We start from the raw sequence: 24380 nt of genomic DNA on the forward strand, positions 1-24380 counted from the left end.
AATGAAAAAGCCACTATCCCGACGCCGTCGATTGTCTCCTTCTCTGGCCTGTCTGCTGGCCGGGTGCTGGTTGCTGAGTGCCTGTGGCGGTGGGCCACCGCCCAGGCTCTATCTGCTCGAACCTCTGCAGGGCGAAGAATCGCTGGAGGAGGGGAGCGGCGGGCCCAGTCTGGAGGCTCTGGGGATGATCACGGTCAGCTTGCCCGGCTATGCCAGCACCTCTCAGATCAGCAGCATCAATGCGGACGGAACGGTGAGCCAGGACTCGAATCACCGTTGGGCGGAAGAACCGGCCAGCGCCATCAGTCGTCTGCTGGCTGACCGCTTGCGTGAACGAGCCGATGCCACCGTGCTGATCGAGCCCTGGCCACGGGACTATCGTCCCAAGGCACGTGTGGAGGTCGAGTTCGACCGTTTGCTGAGAGAACCGCGTGGGGGGGCCGACATGGCTGGGCAGATACTGCTGCTGTCCGGAGATGGACGTACCGTGCTCCGAAGTGTGCCATTCGAGTTCGTGCTCTACGGCAGGGATACCGCGCAGCGCGTGTTCTTCGTGGCCGTGGCAAAGGGAATCGACGATATAGCCGCTCTGGCCGTGGAGGCCTTGCGAGAAATGAGGTTGCAATCATGACTGTCAAGGCACTGGTGTGGGGAGAGAATGTCCACGAGAACAGCAACGACGATGTGCGTTCCCTGTACCCGGACGGCATGCATGCAACGATTGCCGCCGCACTGGCTGAATCGGCGAACATAGAGGCCAGTACTGCAACGCTGCAGCAACCCGATCACGGGCTGAGCGCCAGCGTCCTGGAGAAGACCGACGTCCTGTTGTGGTGGGGGCATGCGGCTCATGGTGAAGTCAGTGATGACGTGGTCGACCGGGTACAACAACGTGTCTGGGAAGGCATGGGTCTGCTGGTCCTGCACTCGGCGCATTTCTCGAAGATCTTCAAGCGACTGATGGGCACTCCGTGTTCCCTGACCTGGCGTGAGGCCGGTGAACGAGAACGACTCTGGGTCATCAACCGCTCGCACCCGATCGCGGCAGGTCTGGATCCCTGGTTCGAATTGCCCCAGTCGGAAATGTACGGTGAGCCCTTTGCCGTACCCGAACCCATGGAGACGGTATTCACTTCCTGGTTCGAGGGTGGAGAGGTGTTCCGCTCGGGAATGACCTGGCAGCGTGGTGCCGGACGCATATTCTACTTCGGTCCGGGGCATGAGACCTACCCCATTTACCATGATGCCAATGTGCAGCAGGTGTTGCGCAATGCGGTTCATTGGGCCAACAATCGTGCGCCGGCCTGGAAGGGGATCGAGAACGCGCCCAACCGCCCGACTGCCGACGCTCTGGAGCCTATCAAGCAACGCGGGCTCAGTCTTCACAAGGATGGCGAAGAAGGGTTCCGCTGGTGAACATGGCTGAAACGCCACGACGCGTGCTTCTCGTGGGCACCGGTCGAATGGCGCAGACGCATGCACTGCGATTTGCCGAGATATCCGATATCTCCGTGGTTGCCGCTGTCGATCCGGACCAGGCGCGACTGGAGCGTTTCTGTGCAGAGCATGGTATCGCTCATGCCTACAGCGAACTCGAGCAGGGCTTGCTTCATCCGGATCTGGATGCGGTCAGTGTCGTGACTCCCGATGCACTGCATGCCTCGGTGAGTATCCAGTCCATGCAGGCCGGGCTTGCGGTATTGTGTGAGAAGCCTCTCTCCGATACGGTCCGATCCAGTCAGGCCATGGTTGATGCTGCCGTCAGGGCAGACGTGTTGAACATGGTCAATCTGAGTTATCGCATCTCGGGTGCGCTCCATCAGGCGCGGCTCTGGGTTGATCAGGGACGGCTGGGTGAGATCCGTCATATAGATGCAGCCTATCGTCAGAGTTGGCTGGTCAGTCCCTACTGGGGAGAGTGGTCGGAAGAGGAAGCCTGGTTGTGGCGTCTGTCAACGGCGCATGGTTCTACCGGCGTGCTTGGGGATATCGGCATACATATACTGGATTTCGTGACGGCCGGAGTCGGCATGGAGATCAGCGGCCTGCAATGCCGGCTGCAGACCTTCGACAAGGCACCGGACAACAGAATCGGCGAATATCATCTGGATGCCAATGACAGTTGCCTCATCAATGTGCAGCTGAGCAACGGTGCACTGGGTGCTGTGCAGATGTCTCGCTATCAGACAGGGTATTTCAATGATCTTTCCCTGACCATTCATGGAACCGAAGGAGCGTTGCAGGTCACCACCGGACATGCCGGAGACCGTTTGTTGTCATGTCTGGGGGACAGTCGTCACACACCCGTCTGGACAGAAGTCGACTGTGACAGGCAGCCGGATACTTTCGATCGCTTTGCCAGTGCACTGATGAGCGGGCAACGGGGGTCGCCGGATTTTGCTCATGCGGCTGGTCTGCAGCACTACCTGCAGCGTTGTCTGGAGAGTCATGAACAAGGCCGCTGGCTGGAGTGCGATTCGCTCGGCTGAGGGTGCTGTTTCGATGCTGCGCGGCTGATTCGTTTCCATTCCGTCCGATCCAGCGGACCGGGATCAGCCTGTCATTTGCAGGGTCGAGTTCTTGAGGGTCACGAGCAGTTCGGTCATGCTCGATGCCGTCAGAGGTTTGCCCAGCAGATACCCCTGCACGATGTCGCAATCACGTTTGGCCAGGTAGTCCAGTTCGGCCTGCACTTCAACGCCTTCGGCAACGATCTCAAGGTTCAGGCTTCTGGCGAGCATCAGAATGGCTGAGACAACCAGGCTGTTCTGAGAGTCCTCCTCGATGCCGCTCACGAAGCTGCGATCGATTTTCAGCGTATCGATCGGCAAGGAGGTCAGGGCGCCCAGAGACGAGTAGCCGGTACCGAAGTCATCCATCGCGATTCTCACACCTCTGCTTCTGAGGGTCTGCAGGGTTTCGACGACCTCTGTCGGTGCTTGCATCATGCACGACTCCGTGAGCTCCAGTTCCAGATTGTCCGCGTCCATGTCATTGCTCAACAAGGCATTGTCGACCGCCGCCATGAGGTTGCCCAATGCGAACTGACGTTGCGAGACGTTGACAGCGATACGACGGGGTGCGATTCGTCTGTCCTGCCAATCACGCCATTGGCGACAGGCTTGCATCAGCACCCATTCGCCAAGTCCTGCGATCATGCCCGTATCTTCGGCAACCGGTATGAAGATGTCCGGTGGTACCATGCCTCGTTGCGGATGGTTCCAGCGCAGCAGGACTTCGGCGCCCGCCATGATGCCCGAACGAGTATCGAACTGCGGTTGGAAGTAGAGCTCGAATTCCCCTTTCTTGATAGCCCGTCGCAGGTCCTCTTCCAGTAGCAGCCGATTCTCGATGTTAGCCTGCATGGGAGCGCCGTAATAGCGATAGGTGTTCTTGTGTGCGCGTTTGGCTTCGTACATGGCCGTGTCGGCGCATTTGATCAGGCCGTCGACATCCGGTGCATCGCTGGGGTACATCGCAATGCCGATACTGGTGCCGACCACGAAGGAACGATCTCCGATGTTGACGGGCCTGGCCAGCTCATCGATGATCTTTCTCGCGACAATGGTCGTGTGTTCGGGGTGACCCAGTGACGTGATCAGTATGAGGAATTCGTCGCCGCCAATACGTGCCACCTGATTGGCGATCCTGGTGGCTTTCAAGTCAGGGGATGCCAGTTCCTCGGATTCGCGAATGCAGTGTTGCAGGCGAGTCGATACTTCCTGCAATAGCAGATCACCGGCTTCATGGCCCAGGGTATCGTTGACGCGCTTGAAATCATCCAGATCAAGAAACAGCACGGCAAGCTTGCTGCTGTCGAGACTCCCCTGTGACATCGCCTGCTCCGCCAGGCGTATGAACAGGCGACGATTGGGAAGATCGGTCAGGGTATCGCGATAGGCCAGCTGCTCGATGCGGGCGTGTGAGTGCTGCAGCTCGCTCATGGACAGCACCAGTTTGCGGTTCATGCCAGAGAGTGCTCGAGCCAGGTCGCCGATTTCATCGGCCCGGTTGATGTCGATCTGCACGCCGCTGTCTCCGTTGCCAAAGGCAATGGCTGCCTCTCGCAGACGACCGATCGGTCGCAATACCGTGGTTCGGATCAACAGGAAGAATGTCAATGAGGCGAGCATGATCGCCAGCAGAGTAATGGAACCCACGGATCTGGCCAGCGTTCGACTGGCGGCTGCGAATTCGCTTTCTGGAACCACAGCGACCAGCACCAGGTCGTTCTGCAAAGGGTGCCACTGCACTGTATTTCTGAAATTGCGGATGGGAATATCCGATGCAGCCGTGCCTGGGGGAATATCGGCAAGGCTGAACATCAGGCTGTACAGGGTACTGCCAACGAGATGGGGCTTCTGATGAAACAGAACAGTGCCGCGCTGATCAAGCACCATCAGGTATCCTTCATTGCCCAGCGTCTGTTCCCGCAGTAGCGACTCCAGAAAACCCAGAGTTGCAGTAACGACCAGATAGCCCCGCAGGCGATTTTCCGCGATCTGCGGCGGAACATTGAGATCTTTCACCCACAAGGGGCGGCCAATTGTCAATGTGGTCTGGCCGTCGTCGGCGTTCCTGCGAATTTCCATATGAAAAGGAGTGCGACCGGACTCCAGCGCATCGAAGAAGGGTGTGCCGCTTTCCTCATCACTGCGATTGGGCAGGCCGTCGATTGCCAGTCTTGTATCTTCATAGCCGCTTGGTGTCAGCAGGCGAATCTCACGATACTGTGGGTAGGCTTCCTGATAACTGGCAAACAGTTTCAGCAATGCCGGCTGCATCAGATCATAGCGGTCCGCCTCGTCCTCGACCATGACGTAACGCTGGATCATGTTCGAATTGGCAAACAGCAGTGCGTTGGCCTGCAGGGTCTCGCTGAAGGATTCGGTCTGCTGTCGAGTCTGTTGCAGAACAGTGTCCATCTGCCGGTACATCGCGTCCTGCGAATGCTGGCGCAACTGGACATACACGATCCAGCCGACTGACAACAGGGAGACGATGAATACCGGGACGATTGCAAACAGCAGCTTTTCGTGTAATCGCACGACTCAACGCTCTTTCGGGTCTATGCAGGAAGAAGTCAACATGGCTCAGTGAATCAGTTGAGTGCCGATTATGTTGATCTGCTTCTGGGATCGCGGTGGCAGCGACTCCAGGAACTCGGATCGTTCGATCATGTCTCCGGCAGGGTGGATGTCCGGATGCTCCAGATAAGCCTTTGGCAAGTGTGCTCTGGCAGCCTTGTTGGGTGTGGCCAGACTGGAAAATTCGGCCTGTCGTGCAGCGACGGTGGGTTCGTTGAGAAAATCGATGAATGCAAAGGCCAGCGATTTGTTGTTCGATGACTGGGCAACGGCCAGATAGCCGGACCAGATGATGCCGCCCTCTTCGGGGAACACGAAGCGGATGTTGTTGTTGAAGCGCTGCAGGCTCAGTACGTCACCGTTGTAGAAGGCTCCGGCCCATACCTTGCCGGTGACAAGGTCCGAATTCTCATCCAGTAGTGGGTACCCGTAATAGCGTACAAAGGGCTTCTGCTCGAGCAGCTGTCTGCCTGCTTCGACAATCATGGCCTCATCGCTGGTGTTGACCGACAAGTCGTTTTTCTTCATGGCGATGGCGATCAGCTCACGAGTGTATGCCGGCATGGAGATTCTGTTGCGCAGAGCATCACGAGGTTGCAGCAGCTCTTTCCAGCTACCGAGGCCTTCCGGTATCTGATCCTGACGATAGCCGATTCCCAGAATGCCCCAGAGACTGGCAACTGCATAATGGCTGACGTCTCCGAGTGTGTCCGACCAGCGCTGGTCGATGTGACGCATGTTGGGGATGTCTTCGGTGCTCAACGGGTGGAGCCAGGCTCGACGGACATACTTCGGTATCTGCAAGCGGTTGACCAACAGCACGTCATGACCACTGCCGTTGGTAATCGCCAGTTCCTGGTCACGCGCCTCATCGGAGTCGAAATAGCTGAATTCGATGGTCGTGTCGTGAAGCTGTTCGAACTCACTGACCAGCTCCGGGGCCAGATAGTCCGGCAAGGTATAGACTTTGAGACTACGTGCGTGCAGCATGCCGGGCATGGCGCTCAGAAGCAGTATGACAATCAGTCCGCTTCCACAATAGTGACGCATGCCCAAACTTGTCATGTACCGATTACCTCTATGTACGTGATGGTTCCATCCGCGCAGGCAAGTGCCAACGTTAGGCAGCAAGCGGCATATCGGTGCATTTCTGCAGGGCTGATCGTGACAAGTGCCGGTATGTCGAATCCGGAATGCGTGGCCGATCACGTTACGGCAAGGATTCTGCACTGATTGCCTACTTGCCCTGTCGAGAACGAGCGGGTCAGCGACCGGCAGAGTAACCCGTCAGATTGTCTATGATCATGCGATTCTGCTCGATCTCACGTCTTTCCGCGAGCTCGGCCAGCAAGCCGTCTCGGGAACCCACCTGCTGCAGTCGACTCTGCAAACGGGCAATTTCCCGGTCCAGAGACTCTGCGTGTTGCAGAATCCGGGAGCGGGTGGAGTCGTCACTGGAGGCACTGTATCGATCGATGATCTGTGCCTGCAGTGGATTACCGAAGCGCATCTGGCGAAGTTCATTCTGCAACTGGCGCAATTGCTGTTCCAGCGCTTGCAGCAGTTCCTCATGTTCGTTGCCGGAAAGATCATCAGGCAGATCGCCGACATGTTCGCAGTAAAGCGTCAACAGTGCATTGATGTCCCGGTTCTTGCGGGCACGCAGACACTCGCTCATCAGTTCGTGCTTCTGCAACTTGAGAACTTCGTCCTGCTCGCGATCCGGGTGCAGGGCCCGAGCCAGCTGGCGGAACAGTCGATCGACCGACAGGCGCTGTTCCAGTCGCCGAATGGTGGCGCTGTCAGCTTCGTTGCCAGCGGCGCTGTCTTGCGCCTTGCCGGGGGCGTTGTCTGTTGCGGGTTCTTCGGCGATATCCTCAGTGGAGGTGGTAGCGGAATCGCCATTGTCGGTATCGCCATCGTCCGCGAGTCTGGTCGAGCGGTCACTGCTGCCGTGCCAGCCAAAGTCGAAGACTTCGTCATCCTCGTCCAGTTCGTCGTCAAACAGCTCATCGAGCAAGCTGTTTCTGCCTCTGCTTTCCTGTTGCTCAGGGGCAGATTCTTCTGTCAGCAGTTGCCGCCATCGACGCGTCAGGGCGTCCGTCTGGCCTTCGGCAGCGAAGGGGTGGTTGGCCAGGGATTGCAGATTGTCTGCAATCCACAGGTTCAGCAGTGCCTGTTCCGCGCTTCCGAGCCAATGCTCGGCATAGGTGTCGATCAGTCGATCGGTCAACTGGCAGCAGGTGCCTGTCAACTGCGTTTCGCGAGGCAGAATGTGTTGCCTGAACAGGCCGTCTACCAATGCCGTGCGTTGCTGCCAGTCGGATAATTCATCACGTGTCAGCCTGATCGCCTCCCAGAGACGGAGATGCCTGGCGGGCCTTGCACCACGTTTTGCCGAGTTGCGGGTACGAGTCAATCGCTGGCGATGACCGGGTGGGTTGCGGGAGCTGAATGACATGGGTTTTGATGATACGCTCCTCGCCCATGAAACGCTGGCAAGCCAATCTGGTTCTATTACTCGCAGGTGCTACCTGGGGCATGGGTTTTGTTGCGCAGGCGACGGCCATGGACAGCATTGGTCCCTTTCTGTTCATAGCGCTGCGATTTGTGGTTGCGACACTGGTCGTACTGCCATTTGTACAACTTGAGGCACGCAGGCAGAGACAGTCCGGGGCAGCTCCACTGTCGATGAGCGAAATGCTTGGCTTCGGCCTGATCGGTATCAGCCTGTTTGCCGGCATGGCAACGCAGCAGGTTGGCTTGCTGAGTACCAGTGTCACCAACTCGGGTTTCCTGACTGGTTTGTATGTGGTATTGACGCCGATCCTCGGGGTTCTGCTGTTCCGTGAATTTCCTCACCGGATTACCTGGGTGGCCGCCATTCTGTCCTTGATCGGCATCTATCTGCTGTCGGGCGGAAACATCGGGGCATTGGTCATCGGCGATGTACTGACGCTTGGCAGCGCTGTCTGCTGGGCCTTGCAGGTCGTGATGATTGCCCGATTCGTTGGACAGTCAGGCAGACCACTGGCCTTGTCGGCCATGCAGTTTGCGGTCACCGGTGGCCTTGCACTGGTGGTTGCGCTTCTGGTGGAACCCATCAGCTGGTCATCGATCGTGGCCGCAGGGCCCCAGATTTTGTATGCCGGCATCTTTGCGAGCGGCTTTGCCTTTACCCTGCAGGTGATCGGGCAGCGCTATACCAGCGCGCCGCAAGCCGCCATCTTTCTGTCCTCCGAAGCCCCTTTTGCGGCGCTGTTTGCCTTCTGGTGGCTGGGTGAGCGAGTAGGCCTGATCGGGCTGGCTGGTTGCGCTCTGATATTTGTCGCGATGCTGGCGGTAGAGCTGGTTCCGCTGTGGGGGGCTTCACGTCAAGCCAGGGCTGAAAGTGTGAGACAGATCGCGGCGCGCGTCGAGAGCTGAGCTTGTTACCGTTTCGTTGCCGAATCTCTTCCTGCCGTTGCACACCGCAGGGTAACGGGATCAAGCCGGTCTGCCAGTCAGTGACTGAGCGGCCACAAGTTATTGATTGGAAAGAGTCATAGCTGTCGTTCCCAAGTCGCCTCAATGGCGATGAAACACATCCGTGATGCAACAACCCTGTCGAATTTGTCAGTTCCCTGCATCACTTTGTCATCAAATATCCATACGTTGTACGCAGTCGTCTTCTATCATCACCGCATCATATTTCAATCCATTCATGACCGCGGCATGTCGGAGTCGGTTCCACAAATTGTGCAAGAAACGCGACAGCGGATAGCCATGGCACGCATGCTGTGCGTGTTGTTCATGATATTCGTTCACGTGCCCGATGGTCTGAGCAGTGCCGTGCACTACACCCTGGGCGATGGCGGATTTGCCTTTTTTCTGGAAGGGTTCCTGGTGGAAGGGCCGGGCAGGGCCAGTGCCGCATTGCTCAGCGTGGTATCCGGTTATCTCGCGGCCACCACATTGCTCAAGCCGGGCAGCTCTGTCTGGTTGCTGTATCGTCGGCGGTTCGTCTCCATCATCGTGCCGATGATCATCTGGGCAATTGCCACTTACCTGATCTACCTGGCAGCATCACGGTTCAGACCGACCTTTCTGGACGATGCACAGACCCTGTTGGACCATCTCAATTTCATCCTGTTTCTGACTGCCATGCCGGATGGGGCGACCATGCATCTTGGCTTTCTGCGAGACCTGTTCGTCTGTGTGCTGTTGTCACCGCTATTGTTGCCGGCAGTGCAACGCATGGCCTGGCTTGTCTTGCCTCTGCTCGGGCTGCTTTACCTGTTCGAGCACGATCAATCCACTGTCGTGATTCTCAGACCACTGGTATTGTTCGCGTTCTGCATCGGAATCTATCTGGCGGTTCGCAAGGTCTCGCTGAATTCGCTGGATCGGTTCTGGCCATTGTTCCTGGGTTTATCCGTGGTTGCAACCATGGCGATCCTGCTGGTCAACAGTGGTGCTGCCCGCAATATGGTTGAGCTGTTTGCTGCGCGTGACATGGAATTCGATGAAGTCGTGCTGTATCCGATCGGCCGTCTGTTCGGTTCGCTGGCCATCTGGACCCTGATCCCCATGCTGCTGGGGGGGCGACTGCAGGCATGGACAGAGCGCTTCACACCCTACCTGTTTGCCGCATTCTGCAGTCACTACCTGATGCTGACGATGGTTTTCCATGCACTCTGGTCTCCTTCTCTGGGTGGCAGAGAGTCAACCGTGTTTGTCGTCTGGTTTCTGGCAGCGCCATTGCTTTCCATGGCCATTGCGGTGCTGATCGTGAACCTGACACTGCATGTCTACGCGCCTCTGGCCACCCTGCTGACGGGGGGCAGGATGAGCGCCGCGAGTTCGCTCAAGCCGATCGCCGAACGACGCCGACAAGGTCTGGCGCTGGGCGTGTGGCTGGGAATCGCTCGATTGTACGATCTGCTGACAAGGCCGGTCATCCTGTTGCTGCGAACCTGGTTCGAAGCCAGCCGCAGACTGTTACTGGGACGTCGCTGAAACCGGCAGGGTTCGGTTCGCCGAGTAGTTCGTTGTGCTTATCGAGGCAGTTCTACGGATACGTGGGTGCCACGCCGGATCTCGGGATCACTGGTGATGCTCAATGATCCGCCGTGAGCCTCCGCGATAAGCCTTGCCAGGGTCAGCCCGAGCCCGAATCCGCCTGTCTCTCGACTTCTCGATGCATCCGGCCTGTAGAACGGCGCTGAAATCTCGTTCAGGTGTTCCTTGCCGATCCCGGGACCCTGATCCTCGATTGTCAGAGTCAGCTGCTTGCCATTGTCCTCCAGCGTCACGGTCAGATGCACCGTGCCGTCCTCGCTCTTGCCATGTTGTTGGGCATTGAGTACCAGATTACGCAGCAGAATACGCAGGCGTGCAGCGTCACCACTGAAATGGAAGTCCGCCTGATCTCGTGATCGCAGCCGAAGTATGCAGCCGGGTGCAATGTGTTGCAGCTCTTCGTCGAACAGTGCTTCCAGGTCCAGCGGTTCACGATTCAGTACGGAATGCCGGCTTTGCAATTGCTCTGATTCCATGATGTCGCGGATCATGCGCTCCATGTCCGACAGATCCTCCATCAATCGCTCACGCAGTCTTGAATCGGGAAGCAACTCGGTATTGATGCGTGCTCGGGTGATCGGAGAACGCAGCTCATGGCTGACGGCGATCAGCAACTGCCGCTTGGCGTCGAGCATGTCCTGCAATCTGCTCGCCATGTCATCGATGCTCTTCGACAACTGGTCGAGATCGCTGTTGCCGCGACTGTCTATACGGTGACCCAGGTTGCCCTCGCTCATGATGCCGACACCTTTCTGAATCTGCCTGATCGGGGAAAGCTGGCGACGTATCAGCAGATAGCTGGCGCCGAGCACGATGGCCAGCAGGAGCAGGGCAAGCAACAGCTCGTCATTGAAGCGGTAGAAGCGACCGTGCCGAGGACGTGGCTCTCGTAGATCGAAATAGATCGTGTAGTCGCCATTGGTGATGCGCAGGATTCGTTGCCGTTCTCCACGCGAGTTCCTCGACGCATAGGGTACAAGGTCGGGCTGAGGCGGTACGGCGGGTCCAGTCGCATCGGAGTTCAGGCGCTTCTTCCAGCGTTTGCCTACGGGTTCGAAGCGGATGTTCTCCAGGTCAAGCAGGCGGTCGGTGGTTGCATGTACCAGCTGGCCATCGCGATAGACATGAATATCGACCGGCAGTTGTCTGGCAAGGGTGTCTGCACGCGCTGGATCGGGAGGCATTCCCAGATCTTCCTGAATGTACTGTGCGTACTGAACCAGGTGTGGTCTGATGGAGCGAACCCATTGTCCACTCAGGCCTCGGGTAAACAGACTGACCAGAATCACGATGACCAGTGTTGCCGTCACCACGAAGATACCGAGAAGCCGCAATGACAGTGAAGATGAAAGTGCTCTGATCACGTCGTTTCTTCGGAAGGATCGATTCTGTTCAACACAAAGGCGTACCCGGCGCCGTGCAGGGTCCGGATCGGTTGCAGGGGTTTGAGTTTTGCTCGCAGGCGACTGACCAGGATATCCACCGAACGCGTGAACAGTTCGTTCTCAGTGCCCTTGAGTTCGGCCAGAATCTCGTCTCGCGAGAAGGCTCGTCCTGGTGACTCTGCAAGAAGCTGTAGCAGTGAGAATTCCTTGGTGGTCAATTCCACGGAATGGCCGTTGACCCTTGTCTCGCGTTGCAGCGGGTGAAGTGACAATCCTTCAAAATACAAATCCGATACTTCCGTGGATGGGGACAGGCTTGAAATCTTCTCATGGCGTTTGATATTGACCTGGAGTCTGGCGACCAGCTCTCTGGGATCGAAGGGCTTGGGGACATAATCGTCCGCCCCGATCTCCAGCCCGACTATGCGGTCGGTGACATCACCACGCGCGGTGAGCATGATGATCGGCAGATCATGCGTTTGACGAATGCGCCTGCAGACTTCGAAGCCGTCCATTTCCGGCAGCATCACATCGAGTATGACGGCATCAAAGTGTTCTCTGGCCAATTTGGCCAGGCCGGCGCCGGGTGTCAGTGCCGGTTCGATCCGGATACCGAATCGCACACAGTATTCACCCAGCGCCTCGGCCAGTTTGCCGTCATCATCTATCAGAAGTACAGAGCTCATGCTGAATAGCTTAACTCAGCTGACGGAAAGGGCTCCAGTGGAAAGCCGATCAATGGTCCCTGTTCTTGCCACGGCGATGACGTCCACCCTTTTCCATGAAATCCTGAACCTGTGCCTTCTGTTCCTCTGACAGACCGTCGAAGAAGACCGCGGCCGCGGCAACCAGCTCGGGTGCATTGGCCTGAACAGCAGCAGCACGGTCGTTGATCAGGCTCAGCGCCTGTCCCTGATCGAAAGCAGGGGCCGAGATCAGGTCGCTGAATTCACTGCGCAAGCCTTCGCCATCACCGCGCATCAATTGACGGGTTTCCTGCAGCTCTGCTGAAAAGTTTTCCAGTGCCTGTTTCTGTGCGTCATCGAGTTCGAGCTTGCTGCTGATGCGCTCAACCATTTTCCCCTGCCTCTTGCCTTCATCGCGATCGGCAAAAGCGACCGCGGTGACGCTCAGGGTTGTAAAGGTAACTGTTGCGATGATTATTCGTTTCATAATGTTCATGGGTCTTCTACACTCTCTTCAAGGGTTGGTATTGCAGGTCTGCGCGTGTGCCAGTCTGGATTTCGCAGATCTTGAAGAAGAGTATCGGCCAGGGCCATTGCCATGATTATTCACAGGCGCAACAGCCTGTAACAGCCTGTAACAGGCAGAATGGCTGACGAGTAAACGCTAGCGAATAATGCATTGAACGTGAAGAAGCTGACACCACCCAGTGACACCGAATCGCGCATACGGACAGCGTCTGATCGTGTACGTGTGCATTCGCGTTCAGTGCTGTCAGAGCAGTGGGCGACACTGGAGCAAGTGGTATTCGACTATCAGCGCAATGATGGACGCTGGCAGAGACAACAACGGGAAATCTACCATCGTGGCCACGGTTCCGCCATTCTGTTGTACAACCGCCACAAACGTACGATCGTACTGACAAGACAATTTCGTTTTCCGGCCTGGACACTCGGTGGTGACGGTCTGTTGTTCGAGGTACCCGCCGGCATTATCGAGGACGGCAATGCAGAGGCCACGGTCAAGGCCGAGACAGAGCAGGAAACCGGATTCGTGATCGGACCGCCGGAATTTCTCTTCAGGGCGTATGCGACACCGGGTTCAGTGACCGAGCAACTTTTCTACTTCGCGGCAGCCTATGACGACACGCAGCGCTCCGGTAAAGGGGGTGGCGTGGAGGAAGAGGGCGAAGATATCGAAGTGCTGGAGGTGGAACTGGAACAGGCCGTGAGCTGGATCGCAACGGGCGAGATCGTGGATGCGAAGACCATCATCCTGATTCAGTATGCTCAATTACACCTTTTTGGTAATTAAACCCCGCAGTCTGGTAGGTAATAGCGGTTAACGCGCTGATCGAAGCTGGTCAGGTCGGGTAACATAGCAGTAACCGTATTGGCAAGAAGTCAATATCGTGACGCGCGAGCGTCAGCAGAGAACCCTGGTTTTCAGCGCTGCGACCCCAGTCATTCGGCGCTTTCGAACGTACTTTTCGGAGTCATCATGGCCAAGAGCGAACTTTTACATCACTTGCAAAGGCGGCATTGCCTCGACCACTTCTCCGTCGGCAGATCTGCCACGCAGTTCAGGACTCTCACATTGGTTGCCACTGCCGTCGGATTGACGCTGAGTGCAGGCGTTCAGGCATCGGGTCCGGTCAGCAGTATCCAGACAAGCGAGATGCCAGCGACGCCCTTCGTCTATACGGCAGAAGGCGTCGAGTACCAGTGGGGCATGGGAAACAACCAGATCATGGAAGGCTTCACCTCCGATGGACTGGCCTACAGCTATGCAGCATCTGCTGATCACGTGGCGATCCAACGGCGAGATATTCCGGGCGTGACCACCGGCGAGCCCTGCGGCATCTTTGTGGAGCGCCTGTCAGACGGTGATGCGTCTCGACAATTTGCAGCGGACTATCCCAGCGATGGTTCCGGCACCGGCAACTGTGATATTCCGGCCATGCTCTCGAGTCGTGTTCTGAACCGAGGCGCGGTCGATCTGTTTTCCAACGTGCTGCCGGATGCAAAGAATATCGAACGTCTGGACTATGTGTTCGATCATGGCGTTCTGACACCATTTTCAGCCGATGCCATGGAGCGAGCCGGTCATCTGGCCGCAGAGAAGTCCAGTAACAACCCGGTGAAAATGGCGGCCATTCTGTCGTTGGACATATTCGGTCAGCCAGCTTCCTACGGACCGATGGTGTTGATTGGCGCCAACGGTTGCAGTGCACCGGAGCATTGTTATGGCATCACCGATCTGCAACACCAGTATTCCTTCCTGCAGAACAATTACAACGAGCCGCAGAGCTTCCCGGTGGAAACAGAGCGTTCGTTCGAGTCGGTTGGCATGGCTTTCATTTCGGCAGATAGCCTCGGCTTGCAACCCGGTCAACGCTATTTCGGATTCTCGTTCTTTGCCGACGATGTAAACGCGGAAGACCACGATCTGCTCGACCCATCAACCTTCCCCAGTGATACCGAAGATGATTACGGTGTTCCCGGTGATGATGCCGACATCTACGGAGGCCTGTCCGGCTATTTTCTGGCCGACAGTCTGAATGTCACGACCGGTGCGGTGTTCAACGATGTTGACGGCAGCGGAACGCGTGAAGATACAGAGGCGGGAATCAGCGACATTGCAATCACCTTGTACGAGGATGTCAATGGCAACGGTATCGTTGATGCTGGCGAAGACATGCCCATCGGAGATTCCATCGATTCAGACATCAGTGGCAACTTCGTGTTGCCGGGCATACCCGATGGCAATTACATCGTGGTCATGGACGAATCAGACCCGGAACTGCCCTCGGATCTGATTCCGGCCCCCGGAACCAATCCGCATCCATTGACCATTTCCGGCGGTGACTCGGCCCCGGTGTATTTTCCCTTCATCGACCCCAACGGCAATGGCGGCGGCACGACTGCCGGTGGCACTGACGGCAATACCGATTCCGGCAGCTCGGATGGTGGTGCTGACGGCAACACAGACTCCGGCAATACCGATGGTGGTACTGACGGTAACACCGATTCCGGTAATACGGACGGCGGTACCGATGGCAACACCGATTCCGGTAACACGGACGGCGGTACTGATGGCAACACCGATTCCGGTAACACGGATGGTGGTGCAGACGGCAACACCGATTCCGGTAACTCGGATGGTGGCACCGACGGCAATACCGATTCCGGTAACACGGATGGTGGCACCGACGGCAATACCGATTCCGGTAACACGGATGGTGGTGCAGACGGCAACACCGACTCAGGTAGTACGGACGGTGGTACCGATGGCAACACCGATTCCGGCAATACGGACGGTGGTACTGACGGCAACACCGACTCCGGCAATACGGATGGTGGTGTTGATGGCAACACCGATTCCGGCAGCACGGACGGTGGCTCCCCCATCGATGATCCGAACACCGATGCCGTTGATGATGAATTCACGGTCAATCAGGGCAGATCAGGAACCTTTGATGTGCTTGCCAACGATCTGGATGGTGTCGGCACCGGTCTGACCTTGATCAGCGTGTCCGAGTCTCCCAATGCGAGCATCGAGATCGTGGACAATCAGGTGGAATACCGACCTGACTACGGTTTCTACGGCACTGATACCTTTCTGTACGAAATGGAAGATGCTGATGGCACTCGATCAACAGGCAACGTCGTGGTCAATGTCATCCGTTACAGTGACCTCAACGGCAACATGATCAATGATTTTGTCGAATGCGGCTGTGACAACCTCAGCTTGCAGACCGGCATTCATGGGTCCGGTGTGGGTAGTCTGTCCCTGATGGGTACATGGTTGCTTCTGATGGGCGTGCTGATTCGTCGTCTGGGCAGCAGGTGGGTGAAGAAAGCAGAGCAGGAGGTGGTCCGATGATCGGCTCGAATCGTCAGAATGGCATGATCAAGCGAGCGATGGGTCTTCTGACCTGTACCGCAATGATCGTCGCCACCAGCGGCACCGCGACGGCACAGGAAGCCACGTCGACCGACTTCACCAAACGACTCTATGTCAATGGCGGGGTCGGCATCACGAGAGTCGAGCCGGAGTCACCTACCGATGCACTGACCATCAGTGATGACAGTGATTCCGGGGGGCATCTGGCCATCGGCTATGACCTCAGCAGAATGTTCACGGTGGAGGGCTATATTGCCGACCTGGGCGCTGCCGATGTCGATTTTCTCGGTACGCCTGCAGGGTCTGTCGACTATCAGGTGTTCGGTCTGAGCTTGCTGGGATATCTGGTCAATTCACGTAGTGGCTTTTCCCTGATGGATGCTGACACGGAAGGTCTGTTTCGACGCGAAGGCTTGTCGCTGTACGGGCGTGCCGGTATCGGTCACATGGAGAATGACTCTGAAAATGTCGACTATGTGCGCGACTATGCGACACATGCGGCGTTCGGTCTGGGCCTGGAATACGGTTTTCGCAATGGCGTTGCCCTGCGAACGGAGCTGATGAGCATGGATACCGATGCAAAATATCTCAATGTCGGTGTGTTGAAGCGCTTCGGCAGTGTGCCGGTGGCCGTACCGGCTGCGGTGGTTCCGACAGTTGCAGTGGCGCAGGTGGCCGTCGAGCCCGAGCTGCCGAAAGAGACGCCTGTTGTCGCGCCGGTGGTTCCGCCGTTGGTGTATTTCGAATTCGACCGGTCGGAGATCAACAGCGAGGACGCCCTGAAGCTGGATGCCTTCGCCGAAGCCATGCAGGAAAACGAGCTGGAGATCATGATCGACGGGCATACCGACTGGATTGCGCCGGAGCAGTACAACATGAGTCTATCCATCCGGCGAGCTGAGGCTGTCTACAATCATCTGGCCAGCAAGGGAGTGGCGCCAGAACGCATGACGACCATGGGTTATGGAGAAACACGTCCCATCAGTAATAACAATACTGCCAACGGACGAGCCCTGAATCGCCGAGTCGAGATACAGATAAGGTAAAGTGGTTGCCCTGTCGTCATGTCAAAGAGAGGGCCTGCCAGTGATCACATGGAAAACAGCTTGTCTGATGCTGGTTTGCCTGATCGCCGGCTGTGGTGGAGGCGGGGGTGACTCCGTCGACCCTGCAGACGATGAACCCGTAGATGGCGGTGAGGGCGATGAGCAGTTTGTCGCTCGCGCCGATGTCAGAGACACGGATCAGCTGTATGCGTACCGTACCGACAGTCCCTATGCCTCGGTTCTGCGAGACTGTGCACTGGTTGACAGGTCAAGCGATGCCTGCACCCTGGAAGTGCTGCCATTCATCACTCAGGCAACGCCCGACTTCACGCGTGAGGATATTCTCGATCGACTGCTGGTCACGCATGACTGGATGGGGCAGCGCTTCGAGCAACTGCTGACAGAAGCTCCCGAGGACATGGTAACGCTGTTCGGTGCCCTGACTTCCATTGCCATTGGCAGTACGGTACGGCCCTCGAATTACTGGGGAGGTACGGGAGGCATTCAGCTGGACCCGGAATACCTCTGGTTGACTGTTGACGAGAAAGCCACCGTTTCGATAGAAGAAGATTATCGCAGTGGTTACGGCAAGGATCTTCGTTTCTGGGCATTCGGTACGCTGCGCCTGGGCAATGAACCGGCATCCCTCTCCTACAGCCTGACCAACTCGACCGAACGAACGCTGGATGACATTAGAATTCCCGTGTACCGCTTGCTGTATCACGAGCTGGCTCATGCCGTTGACTACCTGCCCAGTAGCAGTGTGGCAACGCTCGATGCCAGTCTGACTCCATCTGCAGCCCTGGACGCCAATCGCCAATACTGGCTTTCACCCGGTCTCTACCTGGATCTGCCGCTCTATTCCGAAGAACTTCAGGCGCTGGCACAGGTCAGTTACAAGGGGGAGGAGTCAACGGCAGAGCAGAGGGGCTATTCACCGGCTCACGTCGGCTCATTGATGGCGAATGACGGCGCTGCGAAATACTATGGTTACAGTACGCACCGGGAAGATTTTGCCACCTTGTTTGCTACCACCATGATCAAGCGGGATTTCGGCGTCGATTACTACATGGCCTTCGTTCAGAAGCCTGAGGATGAAGAGAATTACGAATGCAGCGATCTGAGTGTTGGTTGGGGGGTGCGCAATCGCATCGCCGACCCTCTGGTCCAGCCGAGAGCAAAGTGGGTCATGGAAAGTATTTACGGTTTCAGTAACGATATCGACACACTTTTTGCCGGCGAGCTGGGGCAGCAGACGCTGATGACCGAGGGGCTGGATTGGTGCAGCAATCGTGATGGTCTGAGCAGCACAGCTGCCAAACGGAGAATGGCAGGGGAGGACGCCGGTATCACCGAACAAGCCAGAATCCAGCTTGAAGCCGAGCGTGTCGACAACGTGCATGGCCATCATGCTGAGTAAGCTGCTGGAGAGAATCTCGGCCTCGCTCGATCCGACCGAGCCGGTGTCGGCGCTCGATATCGAGCGCGTCAGCGCGACCCTGCTGGTGGAGATTGCGCGGGCCGATCACGACATCGATCCTGCCGAGCGTGATGCTATCCTCAAGGCTCTGCAAGGTGCAGGGAAGCTGGATGCGGCGGACCTTCAGGCCATTGTGGATGACGCCTTTGCGGATGCCGATACTACCGTTTCGCTCTATGAACACGTTCGTCTGATCAACGAGCAGTTCGACAAACCGAGCAAGCTGGCACTGGTGGAGCAGATGTGGCGCGTTGCCCTGGCCGATGGTGATATCGACGGATACGAGGAGTACACCATTCGCAAGATCTGCGATCTGCTGTATATAAAGCATCGTGACTTCATGCAGGCAAAACTCAGGATGATGGAAGAGCAGTCAACATGATTCAGTTGATCACAGGTCTGATCCTGTTTCTCGGCATGCACTCCATACGGTTCGTGGCAGAGGGCAAACGCGAGCAGTTCATCAACGCGCGTGGGGAATTGCTGTACAAGGGGCTTTATTCACTGGTCTCGCTGTTGGGACTGGTACTGATCGTCATGGGCTATTCCGCAACCCGGTTGAATCCCGTTTTCATCTGGACCCCTCCGCTGGCCTTGTCACACGTGTCCGCCTTGCTGATGCTGCTGTCCTTCATTCTGCTGGCCGCCGCCTATATTCCCGGCACCCGGATGAAGGCGGCGCTGGGCCATCCCATGGTATTGGGTGTCAAAGTCTGGGCCGTGGCCCATTTGCTGGCCAATGGAAGACTAGGCGATATCGTGTTGTTCGGGGCATTTCTCGTGTGGGCCATCGTCGACTATGCTGCCAGCCGCCGGCGTGACCGTCGTGACGGGATCGTCAGGCAGCCTGCCGCGGGTATATCGCGCGATGCCATGGCTGTAGTAATCGGTGGGCTTGCCTGGTTTGCCTTCGCATTCTGGCTGCATCTCGTCCTGATCGGTGTCAGCCCCTTTGCTGTCTGAGAGTCGTTCAACAGCATGACAAGAACTTCGAGCGCTCTCTCATGACGCTCCTCTGGGAACACCAATCAGCGGATACCCATTACAGCGTTCGCCGCTCGGGGGCCTCTGTCAGGCTCTACAGCAATCGTGTTTTTCACAGCCAGTGGAACCCGGACCGGCCCTTTGCCGGTGGCGTCTGGGATTGCCTGAGCCTGCCGGTGTTGTATCGGCCCATGGCGTCGATACGACGAATCCTGCTGCTCGGTGTCGGTGGTGGGGCTGTCATTCGCCAATTGCAGTGTCTGTGTGGGTTTTCCGATCTGACTGCGGTTGAGATCGATGATCAGCACCTGAAGGTCGCCAGACAATGGTTCGGTGTCGAGGACGAACGTGTCGAGCTGATACACGCCGATGCGATGGACTGGCTGGCGAATTTCGATGGTGAGCCTTTCGACCTGATCATCGATGACCTGTTCGGTCACGAAGAAGGAGAGCCGTTGCGAGCGTGCTCCCTGAGCACACATTGGGTCGGGCTGTTGCAACAGAACCTGCTCGCCAGCGGCTTGCTGGTTGTCAACTGTGTCAACTCGCGAGAACTCAAGCAGGCGCTGCCGGTCTTTGCCGATAGTGGCTTGCGGCATGGCTATCGCTGGGCCTTGCCTGCGTACGAAAACGCCATAGGAGTCGTGAGCCAGCAGAGCCTGCAGGCGCGAGACTGGTCCAGACAGCTGGAGACCATTGTTCCCGGAGCGGCCGCCCAACGACAGGCGAGGGCTATCGTGCGGCGACCACTGCGCTTCTGAACCGAGCGACTCTCGCGGCGAAGCCGGGTATTACGACGGGATCTTCGACAGGCTTTTGCAAGATTCCAGGTGCAGATTGCCCCTGGAATCCGATACCGGGAGACTATCCGCTCAGAAACTGTAGGCAATCTGTGCGCCGGCTTCGAGAGATTCCATTCCCGTCAGGCGTGCTCCGACCTGTAGTGGTCCCAGGCCAAAGCCCAGGCTGACCGATGTGGCATCCTCATCGCGCGACTGGTCGCTGCTGAGGCCACCTCGTATCGCGAATTTGCGGGTACCGAATTCCACGCCGACACCGATTTTCTGCGTTTCGAAGTTATCGACCTTGCTCTCATTCAGAGCCAGATCGCCACTGACGCTGAGCATGCCCTTCTGATAGAGGGCGCCGATGACCAGTTGCGGGGTGGTTTCGAATTCGAAATCGTTCTCGGTCTTGACGGATTCCGGAATGACATTGCGTAACACGGCGGCCACGCGAACGGGCAGGCCGGGCAGGACCGTGGAAGCACCGGCATCAAACGTGAAGGAGCTCTCCGTGACCTCGCTGTCATCGAGACGGTCCTGGATGGATTCACTCGCATCATCGAATTCTTCCTCTACTCGAATGGCCACATCGTAGGCCACCAGGCTGGAAATCTTGGGCGTGATGCCTGCATCGACGACGTAGTTGCCGACATTGAATGATCTGGCGAAGCTGATGCCCAGTTGGGCCCTGGCCAGTGCCGCCCCTTGAGCCTGGGATCGCAGCACGTCCTCGGGCTGTTGGACTTCGAGCGTTGCACCCAGCGCGTTGGCTTCGAGAAACTGGGAGTTGCGTGCTTCATCCAGCGTCAGAACGTCGTCACCCAGCAGATCCTGAAACTCGGCAATGTAGCCGCGGTCTCCATCGGCAATGTCCGGAGTACCGGATGCCGTACCGCTGAATTTCAGGTTGACGGCCATTGGCCAGGCCTTGCCGGTGAAGGCGACGCCCATGTCGAAGCTAGCCTGTCCATCGATGGTCTCGTCATCGACAGTATCGAGAATGTCCAGCAGACGACCGGACAGGTCCGCAACAGCCTGCGTACCACCGACACAGACATCGGAACCGTCACCGAAGATCGGATCGCACTGAACCTGGGATTGACTCAGAATATCGATCTCCGTTTCAATGTCATCGATCAGGTCTTCATTTTCATCTTCAGTGAGGACATCAATGGCATCGCCGGTATCTCGCAGTTCCATGGCAAAGCCGATGCGAAAGTGAAAGCGCTCATCTCGGCGCTTCATGGCCATCAGCGAGGCCGGGTTCTCCACCGCGCCGTGCACCCCCTGGCCGTTGGCAATCACGGAGCCGCCGAGTGCGATGGAACGTGCATCGCCTGCCATTGCCGGGGTACACAGCAAGGCTGACAGGGCGACAGAGCACATGCCTGCAGTAGTCTTGTTACATATGGGACGGGACATTGAAACCTCAGTGTCAGATCGGAATGCGGAATTCGGAAACATTCTGAGTGCACGTACCGTACCGGGAAACCCTCTAACGGCTCAGGCCACGTTACTGGCCGCCAGAGCTGCATTGATGATGGCATGCCGTGTCTGTTCCCCCAGCAGTGATCGTGCCTCGCGTTCCACTTCCAGCATGCAAGCCTGAGGAACCAGCATGCCGTCTTCAAGGTGAACGTAACCATGCCGGATGAGTCCATCGACGAAGATCACGTGTGAGTGCTTGTCGAACAATTCGCTGACCTGTCCACCGTGTGTACCCGCCAGTCTCTCGGCACCGAGCAGATTGCGCTTGGCCAGTTCAGCACCGCTCAGCTGCCCTTCCGGCGCTCGGGCAAGCAATGAGGCGCAGAGGTAGTGCCGTTCCAGAGCCGGCATGACGACTTGAGCAAGTCGCATCAGGGAGACCGCCTGCAACGAACCGGCTGGAGCCCGGTGCCATACCCCATTCCTGAATTGCATCAGCCCCGCATTCTCCAGGGCGCTCAGGCTGCCATCAATGACAGGGCGGGGCAGTTCTGTCGGCAGGAACAACTCTCCTTGCAAAAACGGGAAGGTCAGAGACAGCAGCTTGCGCAGCTGGCCATCGTCACGGGTACCTGTGTTGGTGAATGCGGCGGCTATCAGGGCGGGCAGTGTCAGCAGGTGCAGGATATTGTTGCGAAAATACAGCAAGGGTGCCATCTGGCCGTCACGAACCTGAATGATGGGACCGAGGCTGTCGGCATGGTTCTCGATGAAACCCAGACGTATGCCGTGTTCGATCAGTTGCGAGGCATTGATATCGGGCACTTCCACCAGGGCATGTGCATGAGCCGATCTGATCAGTTGCTGGTACATGTCCATCTGCTGTACCAGCTCCTCCTGGCTGATGCGTCCTCGTGCCGTGGCCAGCATGGTGGTGGCCAGCAGGCTGACCGGCGTCACACAAGCCGCTTCATTGATGTTCTGCATGATACGGTTACCCAGCTCGTGTACCACCGGCTTGAGCCAGTCAGGTCGATCATGGGAGGCAGGCTGGTTCTGCCAGTTGCTCTGGTGACTATCGAGCAGCTTCGTCAGTGGAATCGGTTCGCCGAAATTCACATAGACGTGGCCGTAGTCCTCCTTGAGTGAGCGCAGGGACCTCAGCAGTGCCAGTACGGTTTCCTTCTGTTTCTTGCCGCCGGACAATTCGCTGGTGAAAGCGCGTCCCTCCAGCAGGCGTTCATAGCCGAGGTAGACTGGCACGAAGACCACCGGCGTTCTGGGTTTCTGCAGATAGGCATGCACGGTCATCGCCAGCATGCCTCCCTTGGGCGGCAGGAGGCGGCCGGTTCGGCTGCGGCCACCTTCCACGAAATACTCCAGCGCATGACCGCGTTGCAGTATTTCCTTGAGATAGCCATTGAAAACGGCCGTGTACAGTGGCTTTCCTGCAAAGCTGCGGCGTAGAAAGAATGCACCGCCGCGACGCAGCAGCCCGCCGACCATCGGCAGATTGAGGTTGATGCCGGCGGCGATATGCGGCAAGGCGTAACCGTGACGGTACAGGATATAGGACAGGAGCAGATAGTCGATGTGGCTGCGGTGGCAGGGGACATACACCAGCTCGTGCCCGTCAGCCACGGATTTCAGTCGTTCGAGACCGTGTATCTCCACGCCGTCATACAGCTCGTTCCAGAGTCTTGTCAGCAGCTTGTTGAGAATGCGAACCGTAGGATAAGAAACATCAGCCGCTATCTCGAAGGCATACTTCTCCGCCTGACGACGCGCGCGTGCGGGAGACTTGCCTGCCGCTTCGGTGATGATGGCCTGCCGCACAGTGGCGTCTGCCAGAACATGATCGATCAGCATGCGACGATGCGATTGATCAGGACCGAGGGTGGCAATACGGCGTTGCCGGAAATGCACTCGCAGAATGCGCGACAATTTTCTTTCCAGCACTTCCGGGGGCTCGCCGCTGCTACGCAGGGTAGCGAAGGAGAGTGGCTCGCTGATGCTCAACAAGGTGTTACGTCCATGCAGCAGCGTGGTCATGAATTTTCGACTGCGTCCGGCAAAGTGCCAGTTCTCGGTGAACCAGAGCCGCCAGACCGAGGATTCCTTCTCCGGGGCCTGCCCCCAATAGACGGCAACCGGTACGATCTGCAACTCACCGGCACCTTCTTCCAGGCCGGCCGCAACGATTCTGGAGAGCCGCCTTGACAGCAAATGGCGATAGGGACGGAATACGGTTCCCTGTCGCTGCTTGAGAATATCGATCGAGGAGTTTTCCGTCAGTGGGCCGAATACGAGCCTGTCACCGGGGGCGGGCAGGCCGTGACGGGTACAGGCCAGTTGCAGGGCGGTACGATCTGCGAGGCCGCCGAACTCCAGAACGTACAATATCGGCAGCTCCGGATTGATCAGCTTATCAGGGTCAGCGGGTAGCACTGCCGGCTTGACCCAGTGAGACATGAGCCGTTGTGACAAGCGGCTCAGCGTGTCATGGAGTCTGTCAATCATGAATGGGGTCCATG

The 24380-nt window shown here is 57.4% G+C and carries 20 protein-coding genes; 12 read left to right on the forward strand and 8 right to left on the reverse strand.

From position 1 onward, the window contains the following. Position 1: 1 nt before the first annotated feature. Genes ACUNV4_RS25825 through ACUNV4_RS25835 form a run of 3 tightly spaced genes read left to right on the forward strand, consistent with a single transcriptional unit; the run spans position 2 to position 2489 of the window. Positions 2-631 carry a PqiC family protein gene (locus ACUNV4_RS25825; RefSeq protein ID WP_430881541.1) on the forward strand — a complete coding sequence of 210 codons (630 nt, stop codon included), beginning with the start codon at positions 2-4 and terminating at the stop codon, positions 629-631. Then, complete coding sequence (locus ACUNV4_RS25830) at positions 628-1416, forward strand: ThuA domain-containing protein (RefSeq protein WP_430881542.1); 789 nt, start codon at positions 628-630, stop codon at positions 1414-1416. The genes ACUNV4_RS25825 and ACUNV4_RS25830 overlap by 4 nt, the downstream gene beginning before the upstream one ends. Before the next feature lie 2 nt (positions 1417-1418). Beyond that, on the forward strand, positions 1419-2489 hold the full coding sequence (locus ACUNV4_RS25835) for a Gfo/Idh/MocA family protein (RefSeq protein WP_430881622.1): 1071 nt from the start codon (positions 1419-1421) through the stop codon (positions 2487-2489). Positions 2490-2552: 63 nt separating this feature from the next. Here ACUNV4_RS25835 and ACUNV4_RS25840 read toward each other — a convergent pair whose 3' ends face one another. The 3 genes from ACUNV4_RS25840 to ACUNV4_RS25850 all read right to left on the reverse strand — a co-directional run bounded on the left by ACUNV4_RS25840 (position 2553) and on the right by ACUNV4_RS25850 (position 7548). After that, positions 2553-5048, reverse strand: a complete 2496-nt coding sequence (locus ACUNV4_RS25840) for a bifunctional diguanylate cyclase/phosphodiesterase (protein WP_430881543.1) — start codon at positions 5046-5048, stop codon at positions 2553-2555. A gap of 45 nt (positions 5049-5093) precedes the next feature. After that, positions 5094-6152, reverse strand: coding sequence for an ABC transporter substrate-binding protein (locus tag ACUNV4_RS25845; protein WP_430881544.1), 1059 nt, complete (start codon positions 6150-6152; stop codon positions 5094-5096). Between the two features lie 199 nt (positions 6153-6351). After that, positions 6352-7548 (reverse strand): hypothetical protein, encoded by a 1197-nt coding sequence (locus ACUNV4_RS25850; RefSeq protein WP_430881545.1) that lies wholly within the window; start codon positions 7546-7548, stop codon positions 6352-6354. A 26-nt stretch (positions 7549-7574) separates the two neighbouring features. On the opposite strand from ACUNV4_RS25850, the gene ACUNV4_RS25855 reads away from it, so the two are divergent. Both ACUNV4_RS25855 and ACUNV4_RS25860 read left to right on the forward strand, forming a co-directional pair. Beyond that, on the forward strand, positions 7575-8513 hold the full coding sequence (locus ACUNV4_RS25855; protein ID WP_430881546.1) for a DMT family transporter: 939 nt from the start codon (positions 7575-7577) through the stop codon (positions 8511-8513). A gap of 339 nt (positions 8514-8852) precedes the next feature. Beyond that, positions 8853-10085 carry an acyltransferase family protein gene (locus ACUNV4_RS25860; RefSeq protein ID WP_430881547.1) on the forward strand — a complete coding sequence of 411 codons (1233 nt, stop codon included), beginning with the start codon at positions 8853-8855 and terminating at the stop codon, positions 10083-10085. A 38-nt stretch (positions 10086-10123) separates the two neighbouring features. Here the strand turns inward: ACUNV4_RS25860 and ACUNV4_RS25865 are convergent, their stop codons facing one another. Genes ACUNV4_RS25865 through ACUNV4_RS25875 form a run of 3 tightly spaced genes read right to left on the reverse strand, consistent with a single transcriptional unit; the run spans position 10124 to position 12715 of the window. Continuing rightward, a complete protein-coding gene (locus ACUNV4_RS25865) occupies positions 10124-11512 on the reverse strand; it encodes a sensor histidine kinase (RefSeq protein WP_430881548.1) in 1389 nt (462 codons plus the stop codon). Then, entirely contained in the window at positions 11509-12219 is a 711-nt protein-coding gene (locus ACUNV4_RS25870; RefSeq protein ID WP_430881549.1) for a response regulator transcription factor, read from the reverse strand. Before ACUNV4_RS25870 ends, ACUNV4_RS25865 begins: the two co-directional genes overlap by 4 nt. A gap of 49 nt (positions 12220-12268) precedes the next feature. Beyond that, positions 12269-12715 carry a Spy/CpxP family protein refolding chaperone gene (locus ACUNV4_RS25875; protein ID WP_430881550.1) on the reverse strand — a complete coding sequence of 149 codons (447 nt, stop codon included), beginning with the start codon at positions 12713-12715 and terminating at the stop codon, positions 12269-12271. Between the two features lie 189 nt (positions 12716-12904). Here ACUNV4_RS25875 and ACUNV4_RS25880 point away from each other — a divergent pair, with 189 nt between their 5' ends. The 7 genes from ACUNV4_RS25880 to ACUNV4_RS25910 all read left to right on the forward strand — a co-directional run bounded on the left by ACUNV4_RS25880 (position 12905) and on the right by ACUNV4_RS25910 (position 20394). Next, complete coding sequence (locus ACUNV4_RS25880) at positions 12905-13531, forward strand: hypothetical protein (RefSeq protein WP_430881551.1); 627 nt, start codon at positions 12905-12907, stop codon at positions 13529-13531. Between the two features lie 282 nt (positions 13532-13813). Then, the gene (locus tag ACUNV4_RS25885) at positions 13814-16102 is read left to right on the forward strand and encodes an Ig-like domain-containing protein (protein WP_430881552.1); all 2289 of its coding nucleotides are present in this window, start codon (positions 13814-13816) and stop codon (positions 16100-16102) included. Continuing rightward, the gene (locus ACUNV4_RS25890; protein ID WP_430881553.1) at positions 16099-17169 is read left to right on the forward strand and encodes an OmpA family protein; all 1071 of its coding nucleotides are present in this window, start codon (positions 16099-16101) and stop codon (positions 17167-17169) included. The genes ACUNV4_RS25885 and ACUNV4_RS25890 overlap by 4 nt, the downstream gene beginning before the upstream one ends. A 40-nt stretch (positions 17170-17209) precedes the next feature. Continuing rightward, on the forward strand, positions 17210-18589 hold the full coding sequence (locus ACUNV4_RS25895; protein WP_430881554.1) for a hypothetical protein: 1380 nt from the start codon (positions 17210-17212) through the stop codon (positions 18587-18589). Continuing rightward, positions 18579-19031 carry a tellurite resistance TerB family protein gene (locus ACUNV4_RS25900; RefSeq protein ID WP_430881555.1) on the forward strand — a complete coding sequence of 151 codons (453 nt, stop codon included), beginning with the start codon at positions 18579-18581 and terminating at the stop codon, positions 19029-19031. Before ACUNV4_RS25895 ends, ACUNV4_RS25900 begins: the two co-directional genes overlap by 11 nt. Continuing rightward, a complete protein-coding gene (locus tag ACUNV4_RS25905) occupies positions 19028-19612 on the forward strand; it encodes an NnrU family protein (RefSeq protein ID WP_430881556.1) in 585 nt (194 codons plus the stop codon). The genes ACUNV4_RS25900 and ACUNV4_RS25905 overlap by 4 nt, the downstream gene beginning before the upstream one ends. A 41-nt stretch (positions 19613-19653) precedes the next feature. Continuing rightward, positions 19654-20394, forward strand: a complete 741-nt coding sequence (locus tag ACUNV4_RS25910; protein ID WP_430881557.1) for a spermidine synthase — start codon at positions 19654-19656, stop codon at positions 20392-20394. A gap of 111 nt (positions 20395-20505) precedes the next feature. Here ACUNV4_RS25910 and traF read toward each other — a convergent pair whose 3' ends face one another. Beyond that, complete coding sequence (gene traF / locus ACUNV4_RS25915) at positions 20506-21840, reverse strand: conjugal transfer protein TraF (RefSeq protein ID WP_430881558.1); 1335 nt, start codon at positions 21838-21840, stop codon at positions 20506-20508. A gap of 81 nt (positions 21841-21921) precedes the next feature. Beyond that, a complete protein-coding gene (gene plsB, locus ACUNV4_RS25920; protein ID WP_430881559.1) occupies positions 21922-24366 on the reverse strand; it encodes a glycerol-3-phosphate 1-O-acyltransferase PlsB in 2445 nt (814 codons plus the stop codon). Positions 24367-24380: the final 14 nt, after the last annotated feature.

The organism is Granulosicoccus sp. 3-233, from assembly GCF_052681095.1.

Excerpts from the sequence above, each read along its gene's own strand:
- ACUNV4_RS25825 (WP_430881541.1), top strand. The coding sequence starts at position 2 with ATGAAAAAGCCACTATCCCGACGCCGTCGATTGTCTCCTTCTCTGGCC.
- ACUNV4_RS25830 (WP_430881542.1), top strand. The coding sequence starts at position 628 with ATGACTGTCAAGGCACTGGTGTGGGGAGAGAATGTCCACGAGAACAGC.
- ACUNV4_RS25835 (WP_430881622.1), top strand. The coding sequence starts at position 1,419 with ATGGCTGAAACGCCACGACGCGTGCTTCTCGTGGGCACCGGTCGAATG.
- ACUNV4_RS25845 (WP_430881544.1), bottom strand. The coding sequence starts at position 6,152 with ATGACAAGTTTGGGCATGCGTCACTATTGTGGAAGCGGACTGATTGTC.
- ACUNV4_RS25850 (WP_430881545.1), bottom strand. The coding sequence starts at position 7,548 with ATGTCATTCAGCTCCCGCAACCCACCCGGTCATCGCCAGCGATTGACT.
- ACUNV4_RS25855 (WP_430881546.1), top strand. The coding sequence starts at position 7,575 with ATGAAACGCTGGCAAGCCAATCTGGTTCTATTACTCGCAGGTGCTACC.
- ACUNV4_RS25860 (WP_430881547.1), top strand. The coding sequence starts at position 8,853 with ATGGCACGCATGCTGTGCGTGTTGTTCATGATATTCGTTCACGTGCCC.
- ACUNV4_RS25870 (WP_430881549.1), bottom strand. The coding sequence starts at position 12,219 with ATGAGCTCTGTACTTCTGATAGATGATGACGGCAAACTGGCCGAGGCG.
- ACUNV4_RS25875 (WP_430881550.1), bottom strand. The coding sequence starts at position 12,715 with ATGAACATTATGAAACGAATAATCATCGCAACAGTTACCTTTACAACC.
- ACUNV4_RS25890 (WP_430881553.1), top strand. The coding sequence starts at position 16,099 with ATGATCGGCTCGAATCGTCAGAATGGCATGATCAAGCGAGCGATGGGT.
- ACUNV4_RS25900 (WP_430881555.1), top strand. The coding sequence starts at position 18,579 with ATGCTGAGTAAGCTGCTGGAGAGAATCTCGGCCTCGCTCGATCCGACC.
- ACUNV4_RS25905 (WP_430881556.1), top strand. The coding sequence starts at position 19,028 with ATGATTCAGTTGATCACAGGTCTGATCCTGTTTCTCGGCATGCACTCC.
- ACUNV4_RS25910 (WP_430881557.1), top strand. The coding sequence starts at position 19,654 with ATGACGCTCCTCTGGGAACACCAATCAGCGGATACCCATTACAGCGTT.
- traF (WP_430881558.1), bottom strand. The coding sequence starts at position 21,840 with ATGTCCCGTCCCATATGTAACAAGACTACTGCAGGCATGTGCTCTGTC.
- plsB (WP_430881559.1), bottom strand. The coding sequence starts at position 24,366 with ATGATTGACAGACTCCATGACACGCTGAGCCGCTTGTCACAACGGCTC.